This window comes from Pseudomonas tolaasii NCPPB 2192, from assembly GCF_002813445.1.
Taxonomy (GTDB): domain Bacteria; phylum Pseudomonadota; class Gammaproteobacteria; order Pseudomonadales; family Pseudomonadaceae; genus Aquipseudomonas; species Aquipseudomonas tolaasii.
This window is the reverse complement of record NZ_PHHD01000001.1, coordinates 22,234-43,477: the sequence shown is the minus strand read 5'-3', so window position 1 is coordinate 43,477 and position 21,244 is coordinate 22,234. Positions and strand designations below refer to the sequence as shown.

Sequence of the window (21,244 nt, the reverse complement as noted above, 5' to 3'; positions counted from 1 at the left end):
GCCGTTTGCCATGGTGTACGGCCAGGCGGTCATGGAAATGCCCCTGGATTTGTACATCCCGCCGGACGCGCTGGAAGTCTTCCTTGAGGCCTTCGAAGGCCCCCTGGACTTGCTGCTGTACCTGATCCGCAAACAGAACATCAACATCCTCGACATTCCGGTGGCGGAAATCACCCGCCAGTACATGGGTTATGTCGAGTTGATGCAGTCGGTGCGCCTGGAGCTCGCCGCCGAGTACCTGGTGATGGCGGCCATGCTCGCCGAGATCAAGTCGCGCATGCTGCTGCCACGCTCGGAGACGGTGGAAGCCGAAGAAGACGACCCACGTGCCGAACTGATCCGCCGGCTGCAGGAATACGAACGCTTCAAGGCCGCCGCCGAGGGCATCGACGGCTTGAGCCGCGTGGGCCGTGATGTGGTGGTGCCCAAGCTCGACGCGCCGGAAGCCCGGGCGCGCAAGCTGCTGCCGGACGTGAGCCTGGAAGAATTGCTGATGTCCATGGCTGAGGTGCTGCGCCGTGGCGACATGTTTGAAAGCCACCAGGTCAGCCGCGAGGCGCTGTCGACCCGCGAGCGCATGAGCGATGTGCTCGAACGCCTCAAGGGCGGCGGTTTTGTGCCGTTTGTCGAACTGTTCACCGCCGAAGAAGGGCGGTTGGGAGTGGTGGTGACCTTTATGGCGATCCTTGAGCTGGTCAAGGAATCCTTGGTCGAGCTGGTCCAGAATGAGCCTTTTGCGGCTATCCACGTGCGGGCGCGAGCCGAATAAAGAGCTGAATCGATGAATTTGACTGAACCCCGCGAACTGGCGCCGTTGCTGGAAGCCTTTCTCCTGGCCTCGGGTAAACCGCAATCGTTGGAGCGCCTGTTCGAACTGTTTGAAGAGGCCGAGCGCCCCGAGCCGCCGGTGTTCAAGAAGGCGCTGGAGATTCTGCGCAAGTCCTGCGAGGGCCGCGCCTTTGAATTGCGCGAAGTGGCGTCGGGTTATCGCCTGCAGATCCGTGAGAAATTTTCCCCGTGGGTCGGCCGCCTGTGGGAAGAACGCCCGCAGCGCTATTCACGGGCGATGCTGGAAACGATGGCGCTGATCGCTTATCGCCAGCCGATCACCCGGGGCGAAATCGAGGACGTGCGGGGCGTGGCGGTCAACAGCCATATCGTCAAAACCCTGCTGGAGCGCGAGTGGATCCGCATCGTCGGCTACCGCGACGTGCCCGGCAAACCGGCGATGTTTGCCACCACCAAGGTGTTTCTCGACCACTTCAACCTGAAAAACCTCGACGACCTGCCGCCGCTTGCCGAGTTGCGCGAGATGGAAGCCGAGCCGGTGCTGGATTTCGACGACGCGCCGGTGCCGCAAGGCCTGCAGGAACTGGCCGACGCCAGCGCCGAGCCGGAAGAACCGAAGGACGAAACCAGCTTCCATACCTTGCTGCTTGAACTGGACGATATGGAGCAGGGCATCAAGACCGACTTTGATGATTTGCTGCGTGAGGGTGCAGTTGAACCTGAAATCGGGGTGAACGTTGAGGTTGAGGCAGACGTCGAAGTGGAGCCGGAGCCCGAAGAAGACATTCTTGGCGTTGCACAAGCCCGCGAAAAACTCCTGGCCGCCGTCGCCGCCCTCGAACAGCCGCCGCTGAGCGACGAAGAAGACGAAGCCCGCGCGCTGGCCGAGGCCATCGAGGCCGAGCGCCACCAGCTTGATGATTAACTCGATCCATTTTGATCTCTATTGTCAGGGAGAAAATATGAGTTCAACCAAAGACCCCTGCATCAGCATCTGCAAATTCACCGATGACATCTGCGTGGGCTGTGGCCGCAGCAAGCGCGAAATCCGTGCGTGGAAGAAACTCGACAAAGCCGACAAACGCACTGTCCTGGCCGAAGCCGAACTGCGCCTGCTGGCCCTGGGCGCCACCGGTCGGCGGAAAAGCAAATGAGCCGCTATTAATCGACTAGTCTCTGATGCGCAACGCGCGGCATGCGCGTATGATTCGCGACCCTTTGGCGACGTATTCGCCAAACGCCACGCTTTCAACACTCTTCAGGCCACGCCTGAATCGACCCACCGGGAGGTGCTTAAGATGAACGACCAAGACCAGAACGACAGCCAGGAAATCGGCCCAGCAGGCGAAAAACTGCAAAAGGTGCTGGCCCGTATCGGCGTGGGCTCGCGCCGCGACGTCGAAGCCTGGATCACCCAGAAGCGCATCAAGGTCAACGGCGTCGAGGCTACCCTCGGCCAGCGCGTCGATCTGCACGATGCAATCACCATTGATGGCAAGGTCATCAAGCGTGAAGAGGCCGCCGAATCGGTGCGCCGCGTGATCATGTACAACAAGCCGGACGGCGAGATCTGCACCCGTGACGACCCGGAAGGCCGTCCGACCGTGTTCGACAAGATGCCCAAGCCCAAAGAAGGCCGCTGGATCAACATCGGTCGTCTGGACATCAACACCACCGGGTTGCTGATGTTCACCACCGACGGTGAGCTGGCCAACCGCCTGATGCACCCGTCCTACGAGATGGACCGTGAATACGCCGTGCGTGTACGTGGCGAAGTTGACGACGAGATGATCGAGCGTTTGAAGGCCGGCGTGGTGCTGGAAGACGGCCCGGCCAGGTTCACCGACATCAAGCAGGCGCCAGGCGGCGAAGGTTTCAACCACTGGTACCACTGCGTGGTGATGGAAGGCCGTAACCGTGAAGTGCGTCGCCTGTGGGAATCCCAGGGCCTGGTGGTCAGCCGCCTCAAGCGCGTGCGTTTCGGCCCGGTGTTCCTGAACTCCGACCTGCCGATGGGCCGCTGGCGCGAAATGAGCCAGTACGAAGTCGACATCCTCAGTGCCGAAGTGGGCCTGACGCCGGTCGCGATGCCGCAGATGAACGCCAAGAGCAAAGACAAGCTTGAGCGTATGCAGCGTAAATCGTCGCGTCCTGTGCCGCGCACCGAGCGCGTCGCCCGTACCCTGCGCCCGGCGCTGAATGCACCGGCAACCGGCGGTCGCATCTCCCGTGAGCCGCAGATTGAAGGCGAGCGTCGCCCAACCGCGCCGTCCCGCCAGGAAGGCGAGCGCGCTCCACGTGCGCCGCGTCCAGCGCCGGCCGGTGGTCGCAGCAACCGCGGTGAAAGCGATCGCCCGGCTGACAACGCCAGCACCAAGCGCCCGGCCAAGCCGGCGGCGAACAAGCGTCCTGGCCCGAAACTGGTGGCGGACGAGCCGTCGGGCAAGCGCCGCGGCGCTCCGGCCGGTTCCGGTCAGCGCCCGGGTTTTGGTCGCAAGAAGCCGCAGTGATTTAGCGGCGGCATAAAAAACGCCAACCCTCGGGTTGGCGTTTTTTTTTGCATCGAATTTGAAATGCATTCAAGTGTGGGTGCTGGCTTGCCTGCGATGGCATCACCCTAGTCTGCCTGACAAACCGAGGTGCCTGCATCGCAGGCAAGCCAGCTCCCACACTTGATCTCCATTGTTCATGAAGTCTGTGCCTAAAACGCAAACCGCCCATCAAACACCGGCTTGTCATCCAGCGCCAACACCCCGCTGGCAAAGATAAGGTCCAGGTGGTGGCTGCCTTTCTGCCCGCCGCCCAAGCCCAGATGCAAACCGCAATGGCGCTCTTCAAAGCCGGCATTGCGCGCATACAAATCCTTCACGCCTTCATTGGTACCAATCCCCAATTCTTCGACGCGGCGATTTGACGGGTTGGCATTCAAATATTTGTTGAAGTCATCCGCCAACCCCGGCACGTCGCTGGCCACGCTGCAGATGGTCGAGTTTTCGATCCACAACTCCAGCGGTGATTGCAGCACGCCGTATTTGCGCGCAAACGGGATGGTGCTGAGGAAGGTGCCGACGAAACGCACCTGGCCATTGATGGCTTCGCTGTGGGTGGCGATCTCGCCGGGCGCCAGGTCGTGGTTGCCGACGCCGTTGATATTGGTCCACTTCTTGATGCTGCTCAGCGGCGCCTCGAGGCGCGAGCCGTGCTTGTCGGTAAAGCTCAGCACGTTGGCCTGGGACATGCGCCGGATCAGCGTGGCGTTGAGGTCGGCGATGCGCTGCGGTTCGACGCTGAAGGTGTCGTAGAAGTAGTCGCCGTAATCCTTGAACAGCAGGGATTTTTTCCAGTGTTCGGCCATCACGCCTTGCAGGGCGCGGACAAAGTCCGGGCCTTCGGCGCGCGGGTTGGGCAGGGTCGAGGAATCATAGAGAAACAGGTACAGGTCGCTGGCCTCGATGGCTTGGGCCAGGGTGTCGGTGGGTGTGAGGTCCAGGCGCTTGAGCTGGAAGTTGAAGCGGGCGGCGCTGCCCTGGGTGATGGCCTGGGCGATGGCGTCGTAGCGCTCGGTGTGGCCCAGCAGCACGGTGGGGCGGGTCAGGCCGTTGAGGGCCGGGTGATGGGCCAGGTAGTAGAGAAAGTGTTCGACGGCGCGGGCCTTGTCCATGACGGGTGTCCTTCTGTGCCTTGGGTAAGGGGGCAGGTGCCGTGCACAGCACCTGCCGGATGCCTGTCGGGTGTTAGAAAGGCCACATCGCGGTGCCAAACGGCACAACGGCGTCGGCTTGCATCATTTCAACGGCGGCCTCGTGGGTCGGCGCTTCAAACCAATCGTCGAGTTGCAGTTCGGTTTCCAGGTCGTTTTCCAGTGCTTGCATGGTGTATCTCCTAGAGGACGGTGTTTGAGAACGGCTTGCCAACGGGCTTCGCTGGCAAGTGAAAGAACCTAGGAGAGTGCGTTTATGAATGCAAAATATTTATTGACACGGTCTCATTTGGATTTTTTGTTCTGTTTTTTCACCGCGGATTTTTATTCAGAAAAAACAACACGCTATAGCGAGCAATCTGTCGGAAACTTCCTACTGACATTTTTCCGTTTTCTGATGAATTAACTTCGGCTGTAACGCTTATTTTCCGTGCTGTAACGATTAATTTACGGGAAAGTCGCCACATTATTGAGGCGTAGCTCGCCGTAAGGAATGCCTGACAGATTGCTGTGTGCACCTTTGGGGTGCGTCCCGAAGCTGTCGAGCGGTGTACAATGCGCCGCGTTTTACTGTGACCCCCTTGCGTACCCACGCAAAAGGCCAAGACCCAGGGTGTATCAAGCCCTGATCACTCCGCCTAGCCACGAGCCAGACGGGTTCGATTTCGTCACAGATAAAAACAAACAGGTGACGCATGACCCTTAGAAAAACGCTGTACTCCTGGTGCCTGCGCTGGGGTTTGAGCGGCGCTGCTTGAGTCGAGATTCATGGCAGCAACGTGCATTCACATCATCAAACCTTGCGTGAGACCCTTTTCATGAGTGGAACCCATTCCTCTTCAGGCGAGCTGAAACGCGGCCTGAAAAACCGGCATATCCAGTTGATCGCCCTGGGCGGCGCCATCGGCACCGGCCTGTTCCTGGGCTCGGCAGGCGTGCTCAAATCCGCCGGCCCGTCGATGATCCTGGGCTATGCCATCTGCGGCTTTATCGCCTTCATGATCATGCGCCAGCTGGGCGAAATGATCGTTGAAGAGCCGGTGGCCGGTTCCTTCAGCCACTTTGCCCACAAGTACTGGGGCGGTTTCGCCGGCTTCCTGTCGGGCTGGAACTGCTGGATTCTGTACATTCTGGTGGGCATGTCGGAACTGACGGCTGTCGGCAAATACGTGCACTACTGGTGGCCGGAGATCCCGACCTGGGTCTCGGCGGCGGCGTTCTTCGTGCTGATCAACCTGATCAACCTGGCCAACGTCAAAGTGTTCGGTGAAGCCGAATTCTGGTTTGCCATCATCAAGGTGGTGGCCATCGTCGGCATGATTGCCCTGGGCAGCTACCTGCTGGTCAGCGGCAGCGGCGGCCCGCAAGCCTCGGTCAGCAACCTGTGGGACCACGGCGGTTTCTTCCCCCATGGCGTCGGCGGCCTGGTGATGGCAATGGCGATCATCATGTTCTCGTTCGGCGGCCTGGAAATGCTCGGTTTCACGGCAGCCGAGGCTGACCAGCCACGCACTGTGATCCCGAAAGCGATCAACCAGGTGATCTACCGCATCCTGATTTTCTACATCGGCGCCCTGGTGGTGCTGTTGTCGCTGACGCCATGGGACAGCCTGTTGACCACCCTCAATGCGTCCGGCGACGCCTACAGCGGCAGCCCGTTCGTGCAAGTGTTCTCGATGCTGGGCAGCAACACCGCCGCGCACATCCTCAACTTCGTGGTGTTGACGGCGGCACTGTCGGTATACAACAGCGGCACCTACTGCAACAGCCGCATGCTGCTGGGCATGGCCGAGCAGGGCGACGCGCCGAGTGCGCTGGCGAAGATCGACAAGCGCGGCGTGCCCGTGCGTTCGATTCTCGCGTCGGCAGCGGTGACGCTGGTGGCGGTGCTGATGAACTACTGGATCCCGCAGCACGCGCTGGAACTGCTGATGTCGCTGGTGGTGGCGACCCTGGTGATCAACTGGGCGATGATCAGTTTCTCCCACTTCAAGTTCCGTCAGCACATGCAGCGCACCGGCCAGGTGCCGCTGTTCAAGGCGCTGTGGTACCCGTACGGCAACTACATCTGCCTCGCGTTCGTGGTGTTTATCCTGGTGATCATGTTGATGATTCCGGGGATTCAGATCTCGGTGTACGCCATTCCGGTGTGGGTGGCGTTCATGTGGGTGTGCTACCTGATCAAGAACAGGCGCGGCGCGCAGGGTGTACTTGATGCGGCAGCTTCCACGGTGAAGTGATCGATTGAGTGTGTTGAACAAACCCGGCCGCGTGCCGGGTTTTTTGTTTGAGAGGCCGCACCTGGCGCATTCGCGTATCCTTGGCCATCTTTACGAGGATCCCGTGGCTCATGCTGGTGATTTCCAACAACGTGCACCTGCCCGATGCCGAAATCGAGCTGACCGCCATCCGCGCCCAGGGGGCCGGCGGGCAGAACGTCAACAAGGTGTCGAGTGCGGTGCACCTGCGGTTTGATATTCCCGCGTCGTCGCTGCCGGAGTTTTACAAGGAGCGGCTGCTGGCGTTGCGCGACAGCCGCATCACCAGCGAAGGCGTGCTGGTGCTCAAGGCCCAGCAATACCGGACCCAGGAACAGAACCGCGCGGATGCGCTGGAGCGCCTGGTGGAGTTGATCCTCAGCGCCACCAAGGTCGAGAAGAAGCGCCGCCCGACCAAGCCCACCCTGGGTTCAAAAAAGCGCCGCCTGGAATCGAAAACCAAACGCGGCACTATCAAGGCCGGGCGCGGCAAGGTCGACTTCTAGGCGCCGCGCGCCTCGCGGGCTTTGGGTGCCTGGCGGTACAGGTACACGCTCAGCAGCAAGCCGCCGCACGCGGCGAGGGCGGCGAACAGGAAGATCGACGCAAAGCCGAAACCTGCCGCTACCGCCCCGGCCAGCGGGCCGGTGATGCCCAGCGACAAATCGATAAACAGCGAATAAGCCCCCACCGCCGCGCCACGGCTGGAGGCGGGCACCAGGTTGACCGCCTCCACCCCCAATGCCGGAAACACCAGGGAAAAGCCAAAGCCGCTCAGCGCCGCACCGGCCAGTGCCAGGTTGGCGTCCGGCGCCAGCCACAACAGCAACAGGCCGAGAATTTCTACCGTCAGGCACGCAATGGCCACGCGAAAGCCGCCAATGCGGTTGATCAGGTTACCGAACAGCAGCCGCGCACCGATAAAGCTGGCGCCGAACAGGCTCAGGGCCCACACCGCGTTGTCCCAGTGCTGGGTGGTGTAATACAGGGTAATGAAGGTGGCGATGGTGCCAAAGCCAATCGAGCCCAGCGCCAGCGCGCAGCCGTGGGGCAGCACTCGGCCCAGTACGTTCAGGAATGGCAGGCGCACGCCGACCACGATCGGCGTGGCCTCTTTGCGCCAGGCCAGCGCCAGGCCGAGCAAGGCCAGCAAAATAATGCTGACCCCCATGCTCCACAGCCCCAAGTGGCTGACCAGCAATACCCCCAAAGGCGCACCGACGGCCAGCGCGCCATAGCTGGCGATGCCGTTCCAGGAGATCACCTTGGCGGTATTCGCGGCGCCAACCCGGCCGATGCCCCAGCCGATAGCGCCCGAGCCCACCAGGCTTTCCGCACTGCCCAACACCAGCCGGCCAATCAACAGGCAGGTCAGGCTGGCGGCCGGCATGCCGGAAAACCACGATGCCAGCAACATGAACACGCCACTCAGGCCGCAACCGACCAAACCGATCAGCACCGCGCGCTTACAGCCCAGGTTGTCGATGATTTTGCCGGCGTAGGGACGGCTCAGCAGGGTCGCCAGGTATTGCACGCTGATCACCAGGCCTGCGATGACTGCGCCATACCCCAGCTGGCTGTGCACATAGCCGGGTAACACGGCCAAGGGGATGCCGATATTGAGGTAGCCGATAAAGGTAAACAGCACGATGGAAACGACTTGCAGCGTGACCGCCATGGGGCGCTGGGTATCTGGCATGGGAGAGGTCCACTGTTGCAGCAGGTAAAGATAGGCTGCTAATGATACCGGTGCTTTGGCCTCTGTAGGGCGGGAAAACGCAAAAACGTCGGATCAGAAAGGTGTCAGGGCTGTGGTGGGGTCAGCAATTGGGTGGTCACCAGCGCGGCCAGGGCGTTTTCCTGGGTGCCGAAGCGCTCGAGCAACACGGCTTGTTTGTCGGCACTGAGGCGGTTCCAGACGTCGATCATCTGCAAGGCTGCATCGAGTACGGCGGCGTCGGGGGCGTCGGGGAGGGTATCGGTCATCGGGAGTCTCGGGTGATTCAGGCAGTGTGGAAAGCGCTCGAAAGCTGCGCTTTCCACACGGTCTGGTACGGCGTCAGTCCGGGCGTTTGCCGTCGACTGGTTTGGCTTCTTTGGCCTCAGGCTGCTGCGGGCTGGCCTGCTGCGGTGCTTGCTGCTCAGTTTCGTGCAGGCTTGGGAAGGGGAGATTAGGTATCTCGTGCATCGTCGTCGCTCCTCGCAAGGTCTGTTTTGAATCGCAGGTAATTCCGCGCTCTCAAAAAGCCTTGGCAGGATACAGCACCTAAAATGACAAAAAGATTTTTATCTCGACGGATGTAAGAACTTTCACGGTTAAAACGGTCGTGCGGCTAGAACGGAACTTTGCCCAGAATCATGTCGCGGTACATCACGAAATCGCCCAAAAGGCTGTAGAACGGGTGCTGAAAGGTGGCCGGGCGGTTCTTTTCGAAGAAGAAGTGGCCAACCCAGGCAAAGCTGTAGCCGGCAATCGGCAAGGCAATCAGCAGGGCCAATGAGCCGCGCCCGATGGCGTAGGCCAGAATGCCGATGACCAGCGTGGTGCCGATAAAGTGCAGGCGCCGGCAGGTACTGTTGGCGTGCTCGCTCAGGTAGTACGGGTAGAACTCGGCGAAACTATTGAATTGTTTAACGTTTTCCACGGTAGCCGGCCCTTTTTTGTGATGCCGCCCAACAGATGTTCGGCGGGGAGCTTATTTGAGTCTAGAGTGATCAGTGGTAACAGCCAGTGACAATAGATGCCACTTTAGTATCCTTGGCTTCCTGGCTGCCGTTTAAGCCTGCTTTTTTAAGAAGACGCCATGAGCGAACGAACAACTTCTGCAAGCTGGGCGATGGGCATTGTCAAGGCGCTGGAAATGGACGGCCTGGACTGTCGTGCCCTGTTCAAGCAATTGGGCCTGGACTACGCCGCCCTCAGCGACCCCGACGCGCGTTTTCCCCAGGACTCCATGACCCGGCTGTGGCAGCGGGCGGTGGAGCTGTCGGGCAACCCGGCGATTGGCTTGAACATGGGCAAGGTCGTGCGTCCGGCGTCTTTTCACGTGGCCGGTTACGCGTTGATGTCCAGCAACACGCTGGCCGAAGGCTTTATGCGCCTGGTGCGCTACCAGCGAATCATCGCCGAAAGTGCCGACCTGAGTTTCCGGCTTTTACCCGAAGGCTATGCGCTGATTCTGACGGTGCACGGCGACCACCTGCCTCCCACCCGGCAAAGCGCCGAAGCCTCGCTGGCCAGCGCTTTGGCGTTGTGTGGCTGGTTGACCGGGCGCACGTTGCAGCCCCGTAAAGTCGTGCTGCAGGGCGACCAGCCGGCGGACCTTGCGCCCTACAAACAAGCCTTTCATGCTCCGCTGGAATTCAATGCGCCCTATGACGCACTGATCTTCGAGCAGGCCGACATGGACGCGCCGCTGCCCACCGCCAACGAGGCGATGGCGTTGCTGCACGACCGGTTTGCCGGTGAGTATCTGGCGCGGTTTTCTGAAAGCCGCGTGACCCACAAGGCCCGCCAGGTGCTGTGCCGCTTGCTGCCCCAGGGCGAGCCCAAGCGCGAAGTGGTGGCCCAGACGCTGCACCTGTCCCAGCGCACCCTGCAGCGGCGTTTGCAGGAAGAGGGCACCAGCTTTCAGACGTTGCTCGACGACACCCGCCGCGAACTGGCCGAACAGTACCTGGCTCAGCCGAGCATGACCCTGCTGGAAATTGCCTACCTGCTGGGCTTTGCCGACCCGAGCAACTTCTTCCGCGCGTTTCGCCGCTGGTTCGACGCCACTCCCGGCGAATACCGGGCGCGGCTGCTGGAAGCGCCGACGGTCAGTGACGCCAAAATGCCGGAATGCACAGCACAAACACCGTAATGATTTCCAGCCGGCCCAGCAGCATGCCGAACGACAAAATCCACTTGGCCGCATCCGGCAGGCTGGCGAAGTTGCCGGCCGGGCCGATGGTTTCGCCCAGGCCCGGGCCCACGCCGGACACGGTACTGGCGGCGCCGGTCAAGGCGGTCATCCAGTCCAGCCCCAACAGTGACAACGCCAGGGCGATGGCGCAGATGGTGATGGCGAAGAAAAACGAGAAGGTCAGAATCGAGCGGACGATTTCTTCGTCAAGGCGGTGGCCGTTGTACTTCTGCTTGATCACCGCGCGCGGGTGAATCAACTGGTTCAAGTTGGCCTTGAGCAGGATGTAGGCGACCTGGAACCGGAAGATCTTGATGCCGCCCGCCGTCGACCCCGAACAGCCGCCGACAAAGCCGAGATAGAAGAACAGCATCAGCGAGAAATTGCCCCAGATGCTGTAGTCCCCCAGCGCGAAACCGGTAGTGGTCACCACGGAGGTGACGTTCACCGCCACATGGCGCAACGCATCCAGCCAATGCAGGTCGGTTGTCCACCAATACCAGGTGCCGAGCACCAGCCAGGTCACCACCAGCAAACCGAGCAAACCTTGCACCTGTTGGTCCTTGATCAACGCCCGCCGGTTGCCGCGCAACGTGGCCACATACAAGGTGAAGGGCAGGCTGCCGAGGATCATCACCACCACGGCCACCCAGTGCACCGCCGGTTGTTTCCAGTGGGCCAGGGATTCGTCGGAGGTGGAAAAACCGCCGGTGGAAATCGCCGACATGGCATGGTTGATCGCGTCGAACAGGCCCATCCCTGCCCACCAGAACGCCAGGCTGCCGAGAATGGTGATGCCCACATACGCCGCCACGATCAGCCGCGCCACCATGTGCGAGCGAGGCATTACTTTTTCCGAGCGGTCTGAGGATTCGGTCTGGAACAGGCGCATGCCGCCGATGCGCAGCAGGGGCAGAATGGCCACCGCCATGCCGATAAAGCCGATGCCACCCAGCCAGTGCAGCAGCGAACGCCACATCAGAATGCCCGGCGACATGCTGTCCAGCCCGCTCAACACGGTGGACCCGGTGGCGGTGATGCCGGACATGCTTTCAAAGAACGAGTCGGTATAGCTGATGTGCTGGGTCAGCAAAAACGGCAGGGCGGCGAAGATGCACACCACCACCCAGCTGGTGACGGTCAGCAAATACATGTCCCGCGGGCGCAGGTGCACGTGTTCGGGGCGGCCGGGGATGACCAGTGCCAGGCCGGCCAGAAAGGTGATCATGCTGGCCCACAGAAACGACGGCAGGTCGCTGGTGCGCTCGAAGATCACCAGGGTGGCCATGGGCACCACCATGGCGATCGCGAGGGTGATCAGGAAGATGCCGATGATGAAACCGATGATGCGCAGGGTCGGCAACGCCATGAAATGTGCTCGGGTAATAGGGCAGAGGCGCCATTCTACCTGCGGTGCGGGGCATGTAAACCGGGCCGTCCGGGAAGCCACGGAGCAAAGGTGGGAGCTGGCTTGCCTGCGATAACGGTGGGCCAGTAACCGATGAGTCGGCTGACAGATCGCTATCGCAGGCAAGCCAGCTCCCACGGGAGGTGTTGGAACGCATAAAAAAGGCGACCCGAAGGTCGCCTCTTTCAACGCGGCACTGATCAGAACTCGTGATCGGCGTTATCCGGGTTCAGGTCGCTGATGCCCAGCTTGCCCGCTGCGGCTTCGATCGAACCGGTCTGCTTGACCAGTGCGGCGATGGCGTCGCGCACGATCTGGTTGCCCTGATCGTTACCCGCTGCGATCAGCTGGTCGTAGTGCTCGCCCTTGTTGGCGTGGTCGACCATGACCTGGATCTTCGCTTCGGTCGACGCCAGGTCAGCCTTCAGCGCGGTGTCGGCCGCCGGGTCGGCCTTGGCCACCAGCGACGACAGGCTGGCGCCGGTCATTTTGGTGCCATCCACGCGGGTGTACTCGCCCAGGTAAACGTTACGAATGCCCTTGGCATCGTAGAAGTGCGAGTTGTGGGTGTTGTCGCTGAAGCAGTCCTGTTCGTCTTCCGGCGAGTTGGCTTCCAGGGAAACCTTCATGCGCTCACCGGCCAGTTCGCCCAGGGACAGGCTACCCATGCCGAACAGCATTTTGCGCAGGCCGTCGGTGGCAGGTTCTGCCTCCAGGGTGGCGCGGTAGTTGTCTTCGACGTTGGGTTTCCAGTTGCCGACCATTTCTTCCAGGTCGCTGACCAGCAGCTGGGTCACGGCGCGCAGGTAAGTGCGGCGGCGCTCGTTGTTGCCACCGGTGGCACCGTCGCCGGTCATGTAGTCCGAAGCCGGGCGGTTGCCCGCACCCGGGCCGGTGCCGTTGAGGTCCTGGCCCCAGAGCAGGAATTCGATGGCGTGGTAGCCGGTCGCCACGTTGGCCTCGGAGCCGCCCAGCTCATTGAGGCTGGCGAGTTTTTCCGGGGTGATTTCCTTGACGTCGACCTTGTCTTCGCCCACCTGGATCTCGGTGTTGGCGATGATGTTGGCGTTGGCACCCGGGTTGCCCAGCGCGTGTTCGTAGGATTTGTCGACGTAGTCGATCAGGCCTTCGTCCAGGGGCCAGGCGTTCACCTGGCCTTCCCAGTCGTCGATGATGGTGTTGCCGAAGCGGAACACTTCACTCTGCAGGTACGGCACACGCGCGGCGATCCAGGCGGTGCGGGCCGCTTTCAGGGTTTCGTCGTTCGGGTTGGCGAGGAAGGTGTCGATGGCGGTTTGCAGGGTCTTGGCGGTGGATTCGGCATCGCTGTACACCGCGAACACCATGTCTGCGTAATGCGCGACCACGGCCTTGGCGGCGGCTTCGTCGACCTGGCCTGCCGGGGTGGCAGCCGCTGGAGCGGTGGTGCTGGCAGCCGGGGTCGGCGCCTGAGGCGCGGCGGCCTTGTCTTTACCTTCGCCGCAACCGGCGAGAGAAATGGCAATGGCCAGCAGACTGGCGGTGGCCAGGGGCATACGAATCATGGCGAACATCCTGCTTCGGTTGTTGATGGGGCGCGCGGGGGAGCGCAAAAACTGCGACATAATGCGAAAGATTTGCATTTTGTGTAAAGGTTTATACGAGGGAAATATTTAGTATCGATTTGTCATTTCAGAGAATCGCGGCGTTGTTGCGTTCGGCCTGTTTCAAATAAGCCGCCAACTCGCGTGCCTGCAGCGGTTTGCTGTAGTGGTAGCCCTGGCCTTCGTGGCAGCCCTCGGAAATGATGTAGGCCTCCTGCTCGGCGGTTTCCACACCTTCGGCGATCACCTGCATGCCCAGGCTTTTGCCCAACTGGATGATGGCGCGCACGATGGTCGCGTCATCATCGTCATCGAGCAAATCCTGCACGAAGCTCTTGTCGATTTTGATTTTGTCCAGCGGCAGGCTCTTCAGGTAGCTCAACGACGAATAGCCGGTGCCGAAGTCATCAATGGCAATCAGCGCGCCGGAGCGCCGCAGGCTCAGCAAGTGCTGGACGGCGGTGCTGATGTCTTCCATCAGCCCGGTCTCGGTGACTTCCAGTTCCAGGCTGCGCGGTGGCAGGCGGTAGATCTGCATCAGGTTGTTGACCACCCGCGGCAACTCGGTGTGGTGCAACTGCACGGTGGACAGGTTGACCGCCATGCGCAGGGTGGTGAAGCCCAGGTCATGCCATTCGCGCAATTGCCGGCATGCCTGGTCGAGCACCCACTCGCCAATCGGGATAATGGTGCCGTTTTGTTCGGCCAGCGGGATGAACAGGTCTGGCGGCACCAGGCCGTGTTCGGGGTGTTGCCAGCGCAGCAGGGCCTCCACACCGACCACGCGGTGGTCGCGGTAACTGATTTGCGGTTGGTAGACCAGGTGGAATTGCTCGCGGCTCAGGGCATCGCGCAGGTCTTTTTCCAGCTCGCGGCGCCGGCGCATTTCGCTGTCGACGCTGGCGATGTAAAACTGGTAACGGTTGCGTGAACGGCTCTTGGCCAGGGTCATGGTCTGTTCGGCTTTTTGCAGCAGCTTCTCGGTGCTGTCGCCGTCTTCCGGGAACAGGGTGATGCCGATGGTGGCGCGCAGGCGGATCTGCTCGTGTTCGAGGGCGAACTCGGCTTCCAGGTCATCAAGGATGCTTTGCGCCAGCTCGGCGGCTTCGTAAGGCTGGTCGATATCGGCCTGCACCAGCGCAAACTGGTCGCCGCCCAGGCGGGCCAGGGCGCCGAGGCGGCCGCTGTGGGCGCGCAGGCGGTCGGCCAGGGCCAGCAACAATTTGTCACCGGCCTGGTAGGTGAACTGCTCGTTGACGCTTTTGAAGTCATCCAGCCCCACGCACAACACGGCCACGCGGCGCTGCCGGCGGCCGGCGTCGACGAGGATTTTGTCCAGTTGTTCCTGCAGTTTCTGGCGGTTGGGCAGGCCGGTGAGAAAATCGTACTGGGCCATGCGCAACAGGCTGCTTTCCGCCTCGTGACGCAGGTGGGTATTGCGCTCTATGGATTCCAGCAACTGGTTGGCGGTGTTGATCCACAGCCCCAGCTCGTTGCGTTCATGGCCCTTGAGCTGAGGGATTTTGTGCTCGCTGGGCCGGTCGGGGTTGATTGAGGTCAGGTGCTCGATGATGCGCGATAACGGCTTGGTCAGCAGCCAGTGATACACAAGGTACAGCACCAGGCCCATGGCCAGCGCGCGCAGCACACCGGATATAAAGATGATCACCGAGCTGACCAGAAACCCCTTGCCGTAGTTGGCCGTGTCCAGGGTGATGCTCAGGTCGCCGTAATATTCGCTGTAGGGGCCCTTGCCGACCAGTGAAGTGGTGAACGTGCGTTCCTGGCCCAGAATCAGGTCGGTCAGCCAGCGCGAAGGCGATTGCTGCAAGGCGCGGGTTTTTTCCGCGAGCATGGTTTCGTTGGGGTGGCCGATGGACGCCATGCGCACGGCGTCGTCCTGAAACAGGCCTTCGATCACCTGCATCCCCATCTCGCGGTCCAGGCTGTAGACGGCCTGGGTCGAGGGGTCGCGAAACATGTCGAGAATACGCTGGGCATCGCCCGCCACGGCCTGGCGCGTCTTGTAGGCATCAAAGACGATTTGCGCCGCGCTCAGCGCCACGCCCACGATCAATGCCGACAGCAGCACAACCCGTAGCAACTTCACCGACAAGCTGTTTTTGAGTTCCAGCTTCAAAGGGTCATTCCTTGTTCCATGCGGGTAGCCTCAATATGCCATGAGTATTGGCAATCTCGACGGGGCAGTCAAAGGAACATTAGGGCGTCGGCGGGTTTGAAGAGGAACTTGAAGGCTGGCGGATGTGTGTCCGCCAGCCCGGGACCATCGCTTGGGAGCACAGCGTGTTTACGAGAAGTGGATGCTCACGTTGCTGCTGGCCGAATTGCCATTTGAAAAATCCACGGGCTTGTCATGGCTGTGGGTGTTTTCCTGGGCCACCTTGGTTTGAGTGGCCGCGCTCTGTTGCTGGGCCGAGATCGATTTGACGACTTCGCCGGCCACTTTGACCAGCTCTGTGGCGGTTTTGGCGAATTCGCCCACCACCGGCAGGGCTGCTTTAGCCAAGTCGCCAACCAATGGGAGTGCTGCTAGTGCGCCAATGGACATTGTAATTTCTCCGACAGGTACGAGAGGCGAATTCCTCACGCCATCTGGGTGGCGCGATTCTGGTGTCCGGTTCCGGGGGCACGGCAACTTATTCAGCGCCCATGAAAAAGCCCGGCACAATGACCGGGCTTTTTCTACTGCAAGCGTTGCTTAGGCAGTGAAGGTTTTGCCTTCGAACTGCTCAGCCACGAACTTCCAGTTGACCAGGTTCCAGAACGCTTCCACATACTTTGGACGCACGTTGCGGTAGTCGATGTAGTAGGCGTGTTCCCACACGTCGCAGGTCAGCAGCGGGGTGTCGCCGCTGGTCAGCGGGTTGCCGGCGCCGATGGTGCTGGCCAGGGCCAGGGAACCGTCAGCCTTTTTCACCAGCCAGCCCCAACCGGAACCGAAAGTGCCGACGGACGTCTTGGTGAACTCTTCCTTGAACTTGTCGAACGAACCGAACGCGGCGTTGATCGCCTCGGCCAGTGCGCCGGTTGGTTGACCGCCGGCGTTTGGCGCCAGGCAGTTCCAGTAGAAAGTGTGGTTCCAGACCTGAGCGGCGTTGTTGAAGATGCCGCCCGAAGAGGATTTGACGATCTCTTCCAGGGTTTTGCCTTCGAACTCGGTGCCTGGCACCAGGTTGTTCAGGTTCACGACATAGGTGTTGTGGTGCTTGTCGTGGTGGTATTCCAGGGTTTCCTTGGAAATGTGCGGCTGCAGGGCATCGTGTGCGTAGGGCAGCGGCGGCAATTCGAAAGCCATGATGATTCTCCTAATCAGGTCAGTTGCGGTGAGCGCAAGGCCGATCACGGGCGGCCAAACAAGCGCCGGGGAGTTTGTACTCTTTGCGGCGCAGGGTCCGGATCATAGCACCGGGGTTGCGGCATAACCACGCAACAACTGTGTGGGATAGAGGTTCCAGAGCGTTTTGGAATATTCATCAAGCACTGATCAGTTGGTACGCCACGCTGAACATCATCACCGCCACCAACAGATCCAGCAGGCGCCAGGTCGCCGGGCGTGCCAGCCAGGGCGCCAGCCATGCCGCGCCGAGCGCCAGGGTGGCGAACCACAGGAATGACGCGCTGGCGGCACCGGCCACATAGGCGCCGGGTTCGGTCTGTTGGGCGCCCAATGAGCCGATCAGCAGCACGGTGTCCAGATACACATGCGGGTTGAGCAACGTGACCGCCAGTGCACTGAGCAACACCGCGCGCAGTGAACGCACCTTGAGGGTGTCGCCCTGCGCGAGGCTTTGCCTGGAAAACGCCCGGCGCAACGCCAAGGTGCCGTACCACAATAAAAAGGCCGCGCCGCCCCAGCGTGCGATCGCCAGCAGCAGCGGGTTTTGCGCGAGCACCGTTGCCAGGCCGAAAACCCCCGCGGCGACCAGAAGCGCATCGCAGACCACGCACAGTGCCGCCACCGGCAAGTGATGTTCCCGACTCAGGCTTTGCGCCAGCACGAAAGCGTTCTGGGTACCGATCGCCATGATCAGCCCGAGCGCCACCAACAGGCCGTTCACGTAGCTCTGCCACATAAGCCTTACTCCGCGTTGGCTGCCAGGTGCCGCAAAACATCCATGGCGCGTTGGGCATCGGCGCGGCCGACAAACAGATGGTCGTGGTAATAGCCGGCGATCACGTTGCAACTGATGCCGGCGCTGCCCAACGCGCTGGCGAACGCCGCGGTAAGGCCCACGGCTTCCAGGGCCGAATGCACGTTTAGGGTGATCCAGGCCGCCACGTAGTCGAAGGCCAGGCCTGCCTGTTCGGCTTGTTGGCGCTCGACAATCAGCGTCAGGCCTTCCCGCTCGCGAAAACTGCCGATCACATCGCAGCCTGGTGGAATGCGATTGTCGGGCAAAGTGCAGAACACGTAGTCGCCCTCATTCAACTGCGGGCTCATGCTGCGCAGCAGGGTCGCCAGGGCGGTTTCGCCAGCCATACGAAGTTTCCTTATAAAGAGAGAAGCAATGCTGGCCATTCTCAAGGCCTTCGCTGTATAAGAAAAACCAATATTACTGATCGCTCATTAGAGAAACTGATGTTCGACTATAAATTGCTCTCTGCGCTGGCGGCGGTGGTGGAACAAGCCGGGTTCGAGCGCGGTGCCCAAGTGCTGGGCCTGTCCCAGTCGGCGATTTCCCAGCGCATCAAGCTGCTGGAGGCTCGCATCGGCCAGCCGGTGCTGGTACGCGCCACGCCGCCGACGCCCACTGATATTGGCCGCCGCCTGCTCAACCATGTGCAACAGGTGCGGCTGTTGGAGCGCGACCTGCAGAGCCAGGTGCCTGCGCTGGACGAAGAGGGCATGCCCGAACGTCTGCGCATCGCCCTGAACGCCGATAGCCTGGCCACCTGGTGGGCCGAGGCCGTCAGCGGTTTTTGCGCCGACCAGCACTTGCTGCTGGACCTGGTGGTGGAAGACCAGACTGTGGGCCTCAAACGCATGCGTGCCGGTGAGGTGGCGGCCTGTATTTGCGCCAGTGAACGGCCCGTGGCCGGCGCGCGCAGCCTGTTGCTCGGGGCCATGCGTTATCGGGCACTGGCCAGCCCCGCCTTTATTGCCCGGCACTTCCCCGATGGCGTGCGTGCCGATCAATTGGCGCGCACGCCGGCACTGGTTTTCGGCCCGGATGATTTCCTGCAGCACCGCTACCTGGCGTCTCTAGGAGTGGACGGCGGTTTCGAACACCATTTGTGCCCGTCGTCCGAAGGCTTTATCCGCCTGACGGAAGCCGGGCTCGGCTGGGGTTTGGTGCCGGAGTTGCAGGTGCGCGACCAGCTCGAGAAGGGCGTATTGGTCGAGTTATTGCCAGATAAGCCCATCGACGTGCCGTTGTACTGGCATCATTGGCGCAGTGGCGGGCAGTTGCTGGGGCTGTTGACCGACCATCTGGCCCAGGCCTGTGGCCAATGGTTGGTGCCGTTGGAGTGACGGCGGGCGTCAAGGCAACAGCGATGAAAAACGAAAGAACATGGGGTAACAAATGAAAATTCTGGTCACCGGCGCAAGCGGCTTCATTGGCGGGCGCTTTGCGCGTTTCGCCCTGGAGCAGGGTTTGGACGTACGGGTCAACGGGCGGCGCGCCGAAGGTGTGGAGCACCTGATACGGCGCGGCGCCGAGTTTATCCAGGGTGACTTGAATGATGCCGACCTGGTGCGCGAGCTGTGCCGCGACGTCGAAGCCGTGGTGCATTGCGCCGGCTCCGTCGGGCTGTGGGGCAAGTACCAGGACTTCCATCAAGGCAATGTGCTGGTGACTGAAAATGTCGTCGAGGCCTGCCTGAAGCAACGGGTCGGGCGCCTGGTGCACCTGTCGTCGCCGTCGATCTATTTTGACGGCCGCGATCATTTGGGCCTGACGGAAGAGCAAGTGCCCAAGCGCTTCAAGCATCCTTATGCCGCGACCAAGTACCTGTCGGAACAGAAGGTCTTTGGTGCCCAGGAGTTCGGCCTGGAAGTGCTGGCCCTGCGCCCGCGTTTCGTCACCGGCGCCGGCGACATGAGCATCTTTCCGCGCCTGCTGAAGATGCAGCGCAAGAACCGCCTAGCCATCGTCGGCGACGGCCTGAACAAGGTCGACTTCACCAGCGTGCACAACCTCAACGAAGCCTTGCTCAGCGGTTTGCTGGCCACCGGCTCCGCACTGGGCAAGGCCTACAACATCAGCAACGGCACGCCGGTGCCGGTGTGGGATGTAGTGAACTACGTGATGCGCCAGATGGGCATGCCGCAGGTCACGCGGTACCGGTCCTACGGTTTGTCCTACAGCGTGGCAGCCCTGAACGAGGCATTCTGCGCCATGTGGCCGGGGCGTCCGGAACCTGCGCTGTCGCGGTTGGGCATGCAGGTCATGAACAAAGATTTCACCCTCGACATCAGCCGGGCGAGGCATTATCTCGACTACGAGCCCAAGGTCAGCCTGTGGACGGCTCTCGACGAGTTTTGCAGCTGGTGGAAAGCCCAGGATCCGGCGTTCCGGTAAGGTCACAACAGGCAACACATCGGGAACCGAATTCGCGGTTCCGGGTCGATCTGTGCGGCGCGAACGCGGTTTATACTCCGATCGCTCGGCGTTCCAGGTAGCCATCTCATTGATTCAGGATTGATTCATGCGTAACGATGCTAAAGACGATTTCGACAACGTTCCCGGCCTGCGCGCCGACGTTGGGGACGATGATGATTTCGAGCCGACGCCCGCCACCTCCGTGCGTTCACGCAGCACGCCGGTGGTCAGGGTCAAGAGCGCCAGTACCGGCCCGCTGTGGGCATTGGTCGGCGCGCTGCTGATCGCCTTCGCGGGCCTGGCGTGGTGGAGCTTCCAACAGATTTCCCTGATGGGCCAGCAATTGGTCGCCACTCAGGAAAGTTTTGCGCGCATCAGCGAAGAAGCGGCGGGGCGCCTGCAGGATATTTCCGGCAAGGTGGTGGCCAGCGAGGCCAATGTGAACAACGGCAGCGAAGCGCTGAAACTGCAGATCAAGGCGCTGGAAACCCAGTTGCTGGAGCAGGGCAAGCAGCAGGTCGGCGTGGCGGGCCAGGCGACCGAGCTTGACCAGCGCCTGGCCCAGATGAGCGCCAGCACCACTGACCTGTCCAACGCCAATGCCAAGCTTCAAGGCCAGGTGCAGGCATTGACCGATGCCGTCGCTACCCTCAAGGCTGCGCAAGGGGATTCGGGCAAGCGCGATGCCGAAATCAAGGACTTGGCCGCCGACGTCGCGGCACTTAAAAAACAGGGCAACCCGAGCGCCGCCATCGCGCGTCTTGAACAGGACCTGGTCGTGCTCAAAAGCGCGCAAGACAACCAACCTGCCAACAGCGATGCGCCGACCAACAAGGAGTTCGACGTGTTCCGCATCCAGACCACGCGCAACATCACCACCTTGCAGAGCCAGGTGCAGAACCTGAATCAGCGGCTCAACGCGCCGGCGACCATTACGCCACTGGGTCAGTGACCGCGCCTGAGCGACTCGGATAAATGTGGGAGCTGGCTTGCCTGCGATGGCATCACCGCGGTGTAACTGACACACCGAGGTGA

General features: G+C 61.3%; 23 protein-coding genes. 10 read left to right on the top strand and 13 right to left on the bottom strand.

Annotated features, from left to right (window positions below; translation table 11 throughout):
- Window positions 1-70 precede the first annotated feature (70 nt).
- From ATI14_RS00215 to rluB, 4 genes are all read left to right on the top strand, one after another.
- Window positions 71-769, top strand: coding sequence for a segregation and condensation protein A (locus tag ATI14_RS00215; protein ID WP_164365898.1), 699 nt, complete (start codon window positions 71-73; stop codon window positions 767-769).
- A 12-nt stretch (window positions 770-781) separates the two neighbouring features.
- Window positions 782-1,714, top strand: a complete 933-nt coding sequence (gene scpB / locus ATI14_RS00210; RefSeq protein WP_080520188.1) for an SMC-Scp complex subunit ScpB — start codon at window positions 782-784, stop codon at window positions 1,712-1,714.
- A gap of 37 nt (window positions 1,715-1,751) precedes the next feature.
- Window positions 1,752-1,943, top strand: a complete 192-nt coding sequence (locus ATI14_RS00205) for a DUF1289 domain-containing protein (protein ID WP_016973229.1) — start codon at window positions 1,752-1,754, stop codon at window positions 1,941-1,943.
- Window positions 1,944-2,087: 144 nt separating this feature from the next.
- Window positions 2,088-3,299 carry a 23S rRNA pseudouridine(2605) synthase RluB gene (gene rluB, locus ATI14_RS00200; RefSeq protein WP_016973228.1) on the top strand — a complete coding sequence of 404 codons (1,212 nt, stop codon included), beginning with the start codon at window positions 2,088-2,090 and terminating at the stop codon, window positions 3,297-3,299.
- A 191-nt stretch (window positions 3,300-3,490) separates the two neighbouring features.
- Here the strand turns inward: rluB and ATI14_RS00190 are convergent, their stop codons facing one another.
- The gene (locus ATI14_RS00190; protein ID WP_016973227.1) at window positions 3,491-4,450 is read right to left on the bottom strand and encodes a CgnE/CgnB domain-containing protein; all 960 of its coding nucleotides are present in this window, start codon (window positions 4,448-4,450) and stop codon (window positions 3,491-3,493) included.
- Window positions 4,451-4,523: 73 nt separating this feature from the next.
- Complete coding sequence (locus tag ATI14_RS31335) at window positions 4,524-4,661, bottom strand: hypothetical protein (protein ID WP_003175756.1); 138 nt, start codon at window positions 4,659-4,661, stop codon at window positions 4,524-4,526.
- Window positions 4,662-5,307: 646 nt separating this feature from the next.
- Here ATI14_RS31335 and ATI14_RS00185 point away from each other — a divergent pair.
- Together ATI14_RS00185 and arfB are read left to right on the top strand one after the other, a co-directional pair.
- On the top strand, window positions 5,308-6,729 hold the full coding sequence (locus ATI14_RS00185) for an amino acid permease (protein ID WP_016973226.1): 1,422 nt from the start codon (window positions 5,308-5,310) through the stop codon (window positions 6,727-6,729).
- Window positions 6,730-6,839: 110 nt separating this feature from the next.
- Entirely contained in the window at window positions 6,840-7,253 is a 414-nt protein-coding gene (gene arfB, locus ATI14_RS00180; protein WP_016973225.1) for an alternative ribosome rescue aminoacyl-tRNA hydrolase ArfB, read from the top strand.
- On the opposite strand, the gene ATI14_RS00175 is transcribed toward arfB, so the two are convergent.
- From ATI14_RS00175 to ATI14_RS00165, 4 genes are all read right to left on the bottom strand, one after another.
- Entirely contained in the window at window positions 7,250-8,446 is a 1,197-nt protein-coding gene (locus ATI14_RS00175) for an MFS transporter (protein ID WP_080520191.1), read from the bottom strand. The genes arfB and ATI14_RS00175 overlap by 4 nt on opposite strands.
- A gap of 104 nt (window positions 8,447-8,550) precedes the next feature.
- Complete coding sequence (locus ATI14_RS00170; protein WP_016973223.1) at window positions 8,551-8,733, bottom strand: hypothetical protein; 183 nt, start codon at window positions 8,731-8,733, stop codon at window positions 8,551-8,553.
- Between the two features lie 73 nt (window positions 8,734-8,806).
- A complete protein-coding gene (locus ATI14_RS31805) occupies window positions 8,807-8,935 on the bottom strand; it encodes a hypothetical protein (protein WP_016973222.1) in 129 nt (42 codons plus the stop codon).
- A gap of 145 nt (window positions 8,936-9,080) precedes the next feature.
- A complete protein-coding gene (locus ATI14_RS00165) occupies window positions 9,081-9,392 on the bottom strand; it encodes an Mpo1-like protein (RefSeq protein WP_016973221.1) in 312 nt (103 codons plus the stop codon).
- A gap of 159 nt (window positions 9,393-9,551) precedes the next feature.
- On the opposite strand from ATI14_RS00165, the gene ATI14_RS00160 reads away from it, so the two are divergent.
- Window positions 9,552-10,610, top strand: a complete 1,059-nt coding sequence (locus ATI14_RS00160) for an AraC family transcriptional regulator (protein WP_016973220.1) — start codon at window positions 9,552-9,554, stop codon at window positions 10,608-10,610.
- Here the strand turns inward: ATI14_RS00160 and ATI14_RS00155 are convergent.
- The 7 genes from ATI14_RS00155 to ATI14_RS00125 all read right to left on the bottom strand — a co-directional run bounded on the left by ATI14_RS00155 (window position 10,567) and on the right by ATI14_RS00125 (window position 18,144).
- Window positions 10,567-12,021, bottom strand: a complete 1,455-nt coding sequence (locus ATI14_RS00155) for a TrkH family potassium uptake protein (RefSeq protein WP_016973219.1) — start codon at window positions 12,019-12,021, stop codon at window positions 10,567-10,569. The genes ATI14_RS00160 and ATI14_RS00155 overlap by 44 nt on opposite strands.
- Window positions 12,022-12,260: 239 nt before the next feature.
- Window positions 12,261-13,604 carry an imelysin family protein gene (locus tag ATI14_RS00150; protein ID WP_016973218.1) on the bottom strand — a complete coding sequence of 448 codons (1,344 nt, stop codon included), beginning with the start codon at window positions 13,602-13,604 and terminating at the stop codon, window positions 12,261-12,263.
- A 127-nt stretch (window positions 13,605-13,731) separates the two neighbouring features.
- The gene (locus ATI14_RS00145) at window positions 13,732-15,783 is read right to left on the bottom strand and encodes a putative bifunctional diguanylate cyclase/phosphodiesterase (RefSeq protein ID WP_080520192.1); all 2,052 of its coding nucleotides are present in this window, start codon (window positions 15,781-15,783) and stop codon (window positions 13,732-13,734) included.
- A gap of 168 nt (window positions 15,784-15,951) precedes the next feature.
- Complete coding sequence (locus tag ATI14_RS00140) at window positions 15,952-16,170, bottom strand: hypothetical protein (RefSeq protein WP_231124425.1); 219 nt, start codon at window positions 16,168-16,170, stop codon at window positions 15,952-15,954.
- Window positions 16,171-16,362: 192 nt separating this feature from the next.
- A complete protein-coding gene (locus tag ATI14_RS00135) occupies window positions 16,363-16,959 on the bottom strand; it encodes a superoxide dismutase (RefSeq protein WP_003212997.1) in 597 nt (198 codons plus the stop codon).
- A 178-nt stretch (window positions 16,960-17,137) separates the two neighbouring features.
- Window positions 17,138-17,737: a LysE/ArgO family amino acid transporter gene (locus tag ATI14_RS00130; protein WP_080520193.1), complete on the bottom strand. Its 600-nt coding sequence runs from the start codon at window positions 17,735-17,737 to the stop codon at window positions 17,138-17,140.
- A 5-nt stretch (window positions 17,738-17,742) separates the two neighbouring features.
- Complete coding sequence (locus tag ATI14_RS00125; RefSeq protein ID WP_016973213.1) at window positions 17,743-18,144, bottom strand: ACT domain-containing protein; 402 nt, start codon at window positions 18,142-18,144, stop codon at window positions 17,743-17,745.
- Window positions 18,145-18,243: 99 nt separating this feature from the next.
- On the opposite strand from ATI14_RS00125, the gene ATI14_RS00120 reads away from it, so the two are divergent.
- From ATI14_RS00120 to ATI14_RS00110, 3 genes are all read left to right on the top strand, one after another.
- Window positions 18,244-19,137 carry a LysR family transcriptional regulator ArgP gene (locus ATI14_RS00120; protein ID WP_016973212.1) on the top strand — a complete coding sequence of 298 codons (894 nt, stop codon included), beginning with the start codon at window positions 18,244-18,246 and terminating at the stop codon, window positions 19,135-19,137.
- Between the two features lie 52 nt (window positions 19,138-19,189).
- Window positions 19,190-20,188 carry an NAD-dependent epimerase/dehydratase family protein gene (locus ATI14_RS00115; protein ID WP_016973211.1) on the top strand — a complete coding sequence of 333 codons (999 nt, stop codon included), beginning with the start codon at window positions 19,190-19,192 and terminating at the stop codon, window positions 20,186-20,188.
- A gap of 127 nt (window positions 20,189-20,315) precedes the next feature.
- Window positions 20,316-21,161: an ATPase gene (locus ATI14_RS00110; RefSeq protein WP_016973210.1), complete on the top strand. Its 846-nt coding sequence runs from the start codon at window positions 20,316-20,318 to the stop codon at window positions 21,159-21,161.
- Window positions 21,162-21,244: the final 83 nt, after the last annotated feature.

Bases quoted from the DNA above. Each gene is read 5' to 3' on its own strand.
- ATI14_RS00130 (WP_080520193.1), bottom strand. From the start codon at position 17,737: ATGTGGCAGAGCTACGTGAACGGCCTGTTGGTGGCGCTCGGGCTGATC.
- ATI14_RS00115 (WP_016973211.1), top strand. From the start codon at position 19,190: ATGAAAATTCTGGTCACCGGCGCAAGCGGCTTCATTGGCGGGCGCTTT.
- arfB (WP_016973225.1), top strand. From the start codon at position 6,840: ATGCTGGTGATTTCCAACAACGTGCACCTGCCCGATGCCGAAATCGAG.
- ATI14_RS00175 (WP_080520191.1), bottom strand. From the start codon at position 8,446: ATGCCAGATACCCAGCGCCCCATGGCGGTCACGCTGCAAGTCGTTTCC.
- ATI14_RS00120 (WP_016973212.1), top strand. From the start codon at position 18,244: ATGTTCGACTATAAATTGCTCTCTGCGCTGGCGGCGGTGGTGGAACAA.
- ATI14_RS00155 (WP_016973219.1), bottom strand. From the start codon at position 12,021: ATGGCGTTGCCGACCCTGCGCATCATCGGTTTCATCATCGGCATCTTC.
- ATI14_RS00205 (WP_016973229.1), top strand. From the start codon at position 1,752: ATGAGTTCAACCAAAGACCCCTGCATCAGCATCTGCAAATTCACCGAT.
- ATI14_RS00190 (WP_016973227.1), bottom strand. From the start codon at position 4,450: ATGGACAAGGCCCGCGCCGTCGAACACTTTCTCTACTACCTGGCCCAT.
- ATI14_RS31335 (WP_003175756.1), bottom strand. From the start codon at position 4,661: ATGCAAGCACTGGAAAACGACCTGGAAACCGAACTGCAACTCGACGAT.
- ATI14_RS00170 (WP_016973223.1), bottom strand. From the start codon at position 8,733: ATGACCGATACCCTCCCCGACGCCCCCGACGCCGCCGTACTCGATGCA.
- ATI14_RS00150 (WP_016973218.1), bottom strand. From the start codon at position 13,604: ATGATTCGTATGCCCCTGGCCACCGCCAGTCTGCTGGCCATTGCCATT.
- ATI14_RS00125 (WP_016973213.1), bottom strand. From the start codon at position 18,144: ATGGCTGGCGAAACCGCCCTGGCGACCCTGCTGCGCAGCATGAGCCCG.
- ATI14_RS00110 (WP_016973210.1), top strand. From the start codon at position 20,316: ATGCGTAACGATGCTAAAGACGATTTCGACAACGTTCCCGGCCTGCGC.
- ATI14_RS00160 (WP_016973220.1), top strand. From the start codon at position 9,552: ATGAGCGAACGAACAACTTCTGCAAGCTGGGCGATGGGCATTGTCAAG.
- ATI14_RS00185 (WP_016973226.1), top strand. From the start codon at position 5,308: ATGAGTGGAACCCATTCCTCTTCAGGCGAGCTGAAACGCGGCCTGAAA.
- ATI14_RS00135 (WP_003212997.1), bottom strand. From the start codon at position 16,959: ATGGCTTTCGAATTGCCGCCGCTGCCCTACGCACACGATGCCCTGCAG.
- ATI14_RS31805 (WP_016973222.1), bottom strand. From the start codon at position 8,935: ATGCACGAGATACCTAATCTCCCCTTCCCAAGCCTGCACGAAACTGAG.
- scpB (WP_080520188.1), top strand. From the start codon at position 782: ATGAATTTGACTGAACCCCGCGAACTGGCGCCGTTGCTGGAAGCCTTT.
- rluB (WP_016973228.1), top strand. From the start codon at position 2,088: ATGAACGACCAAGACCAGAACGACAGCCAGGAAATCGGCCCAGCAGGC.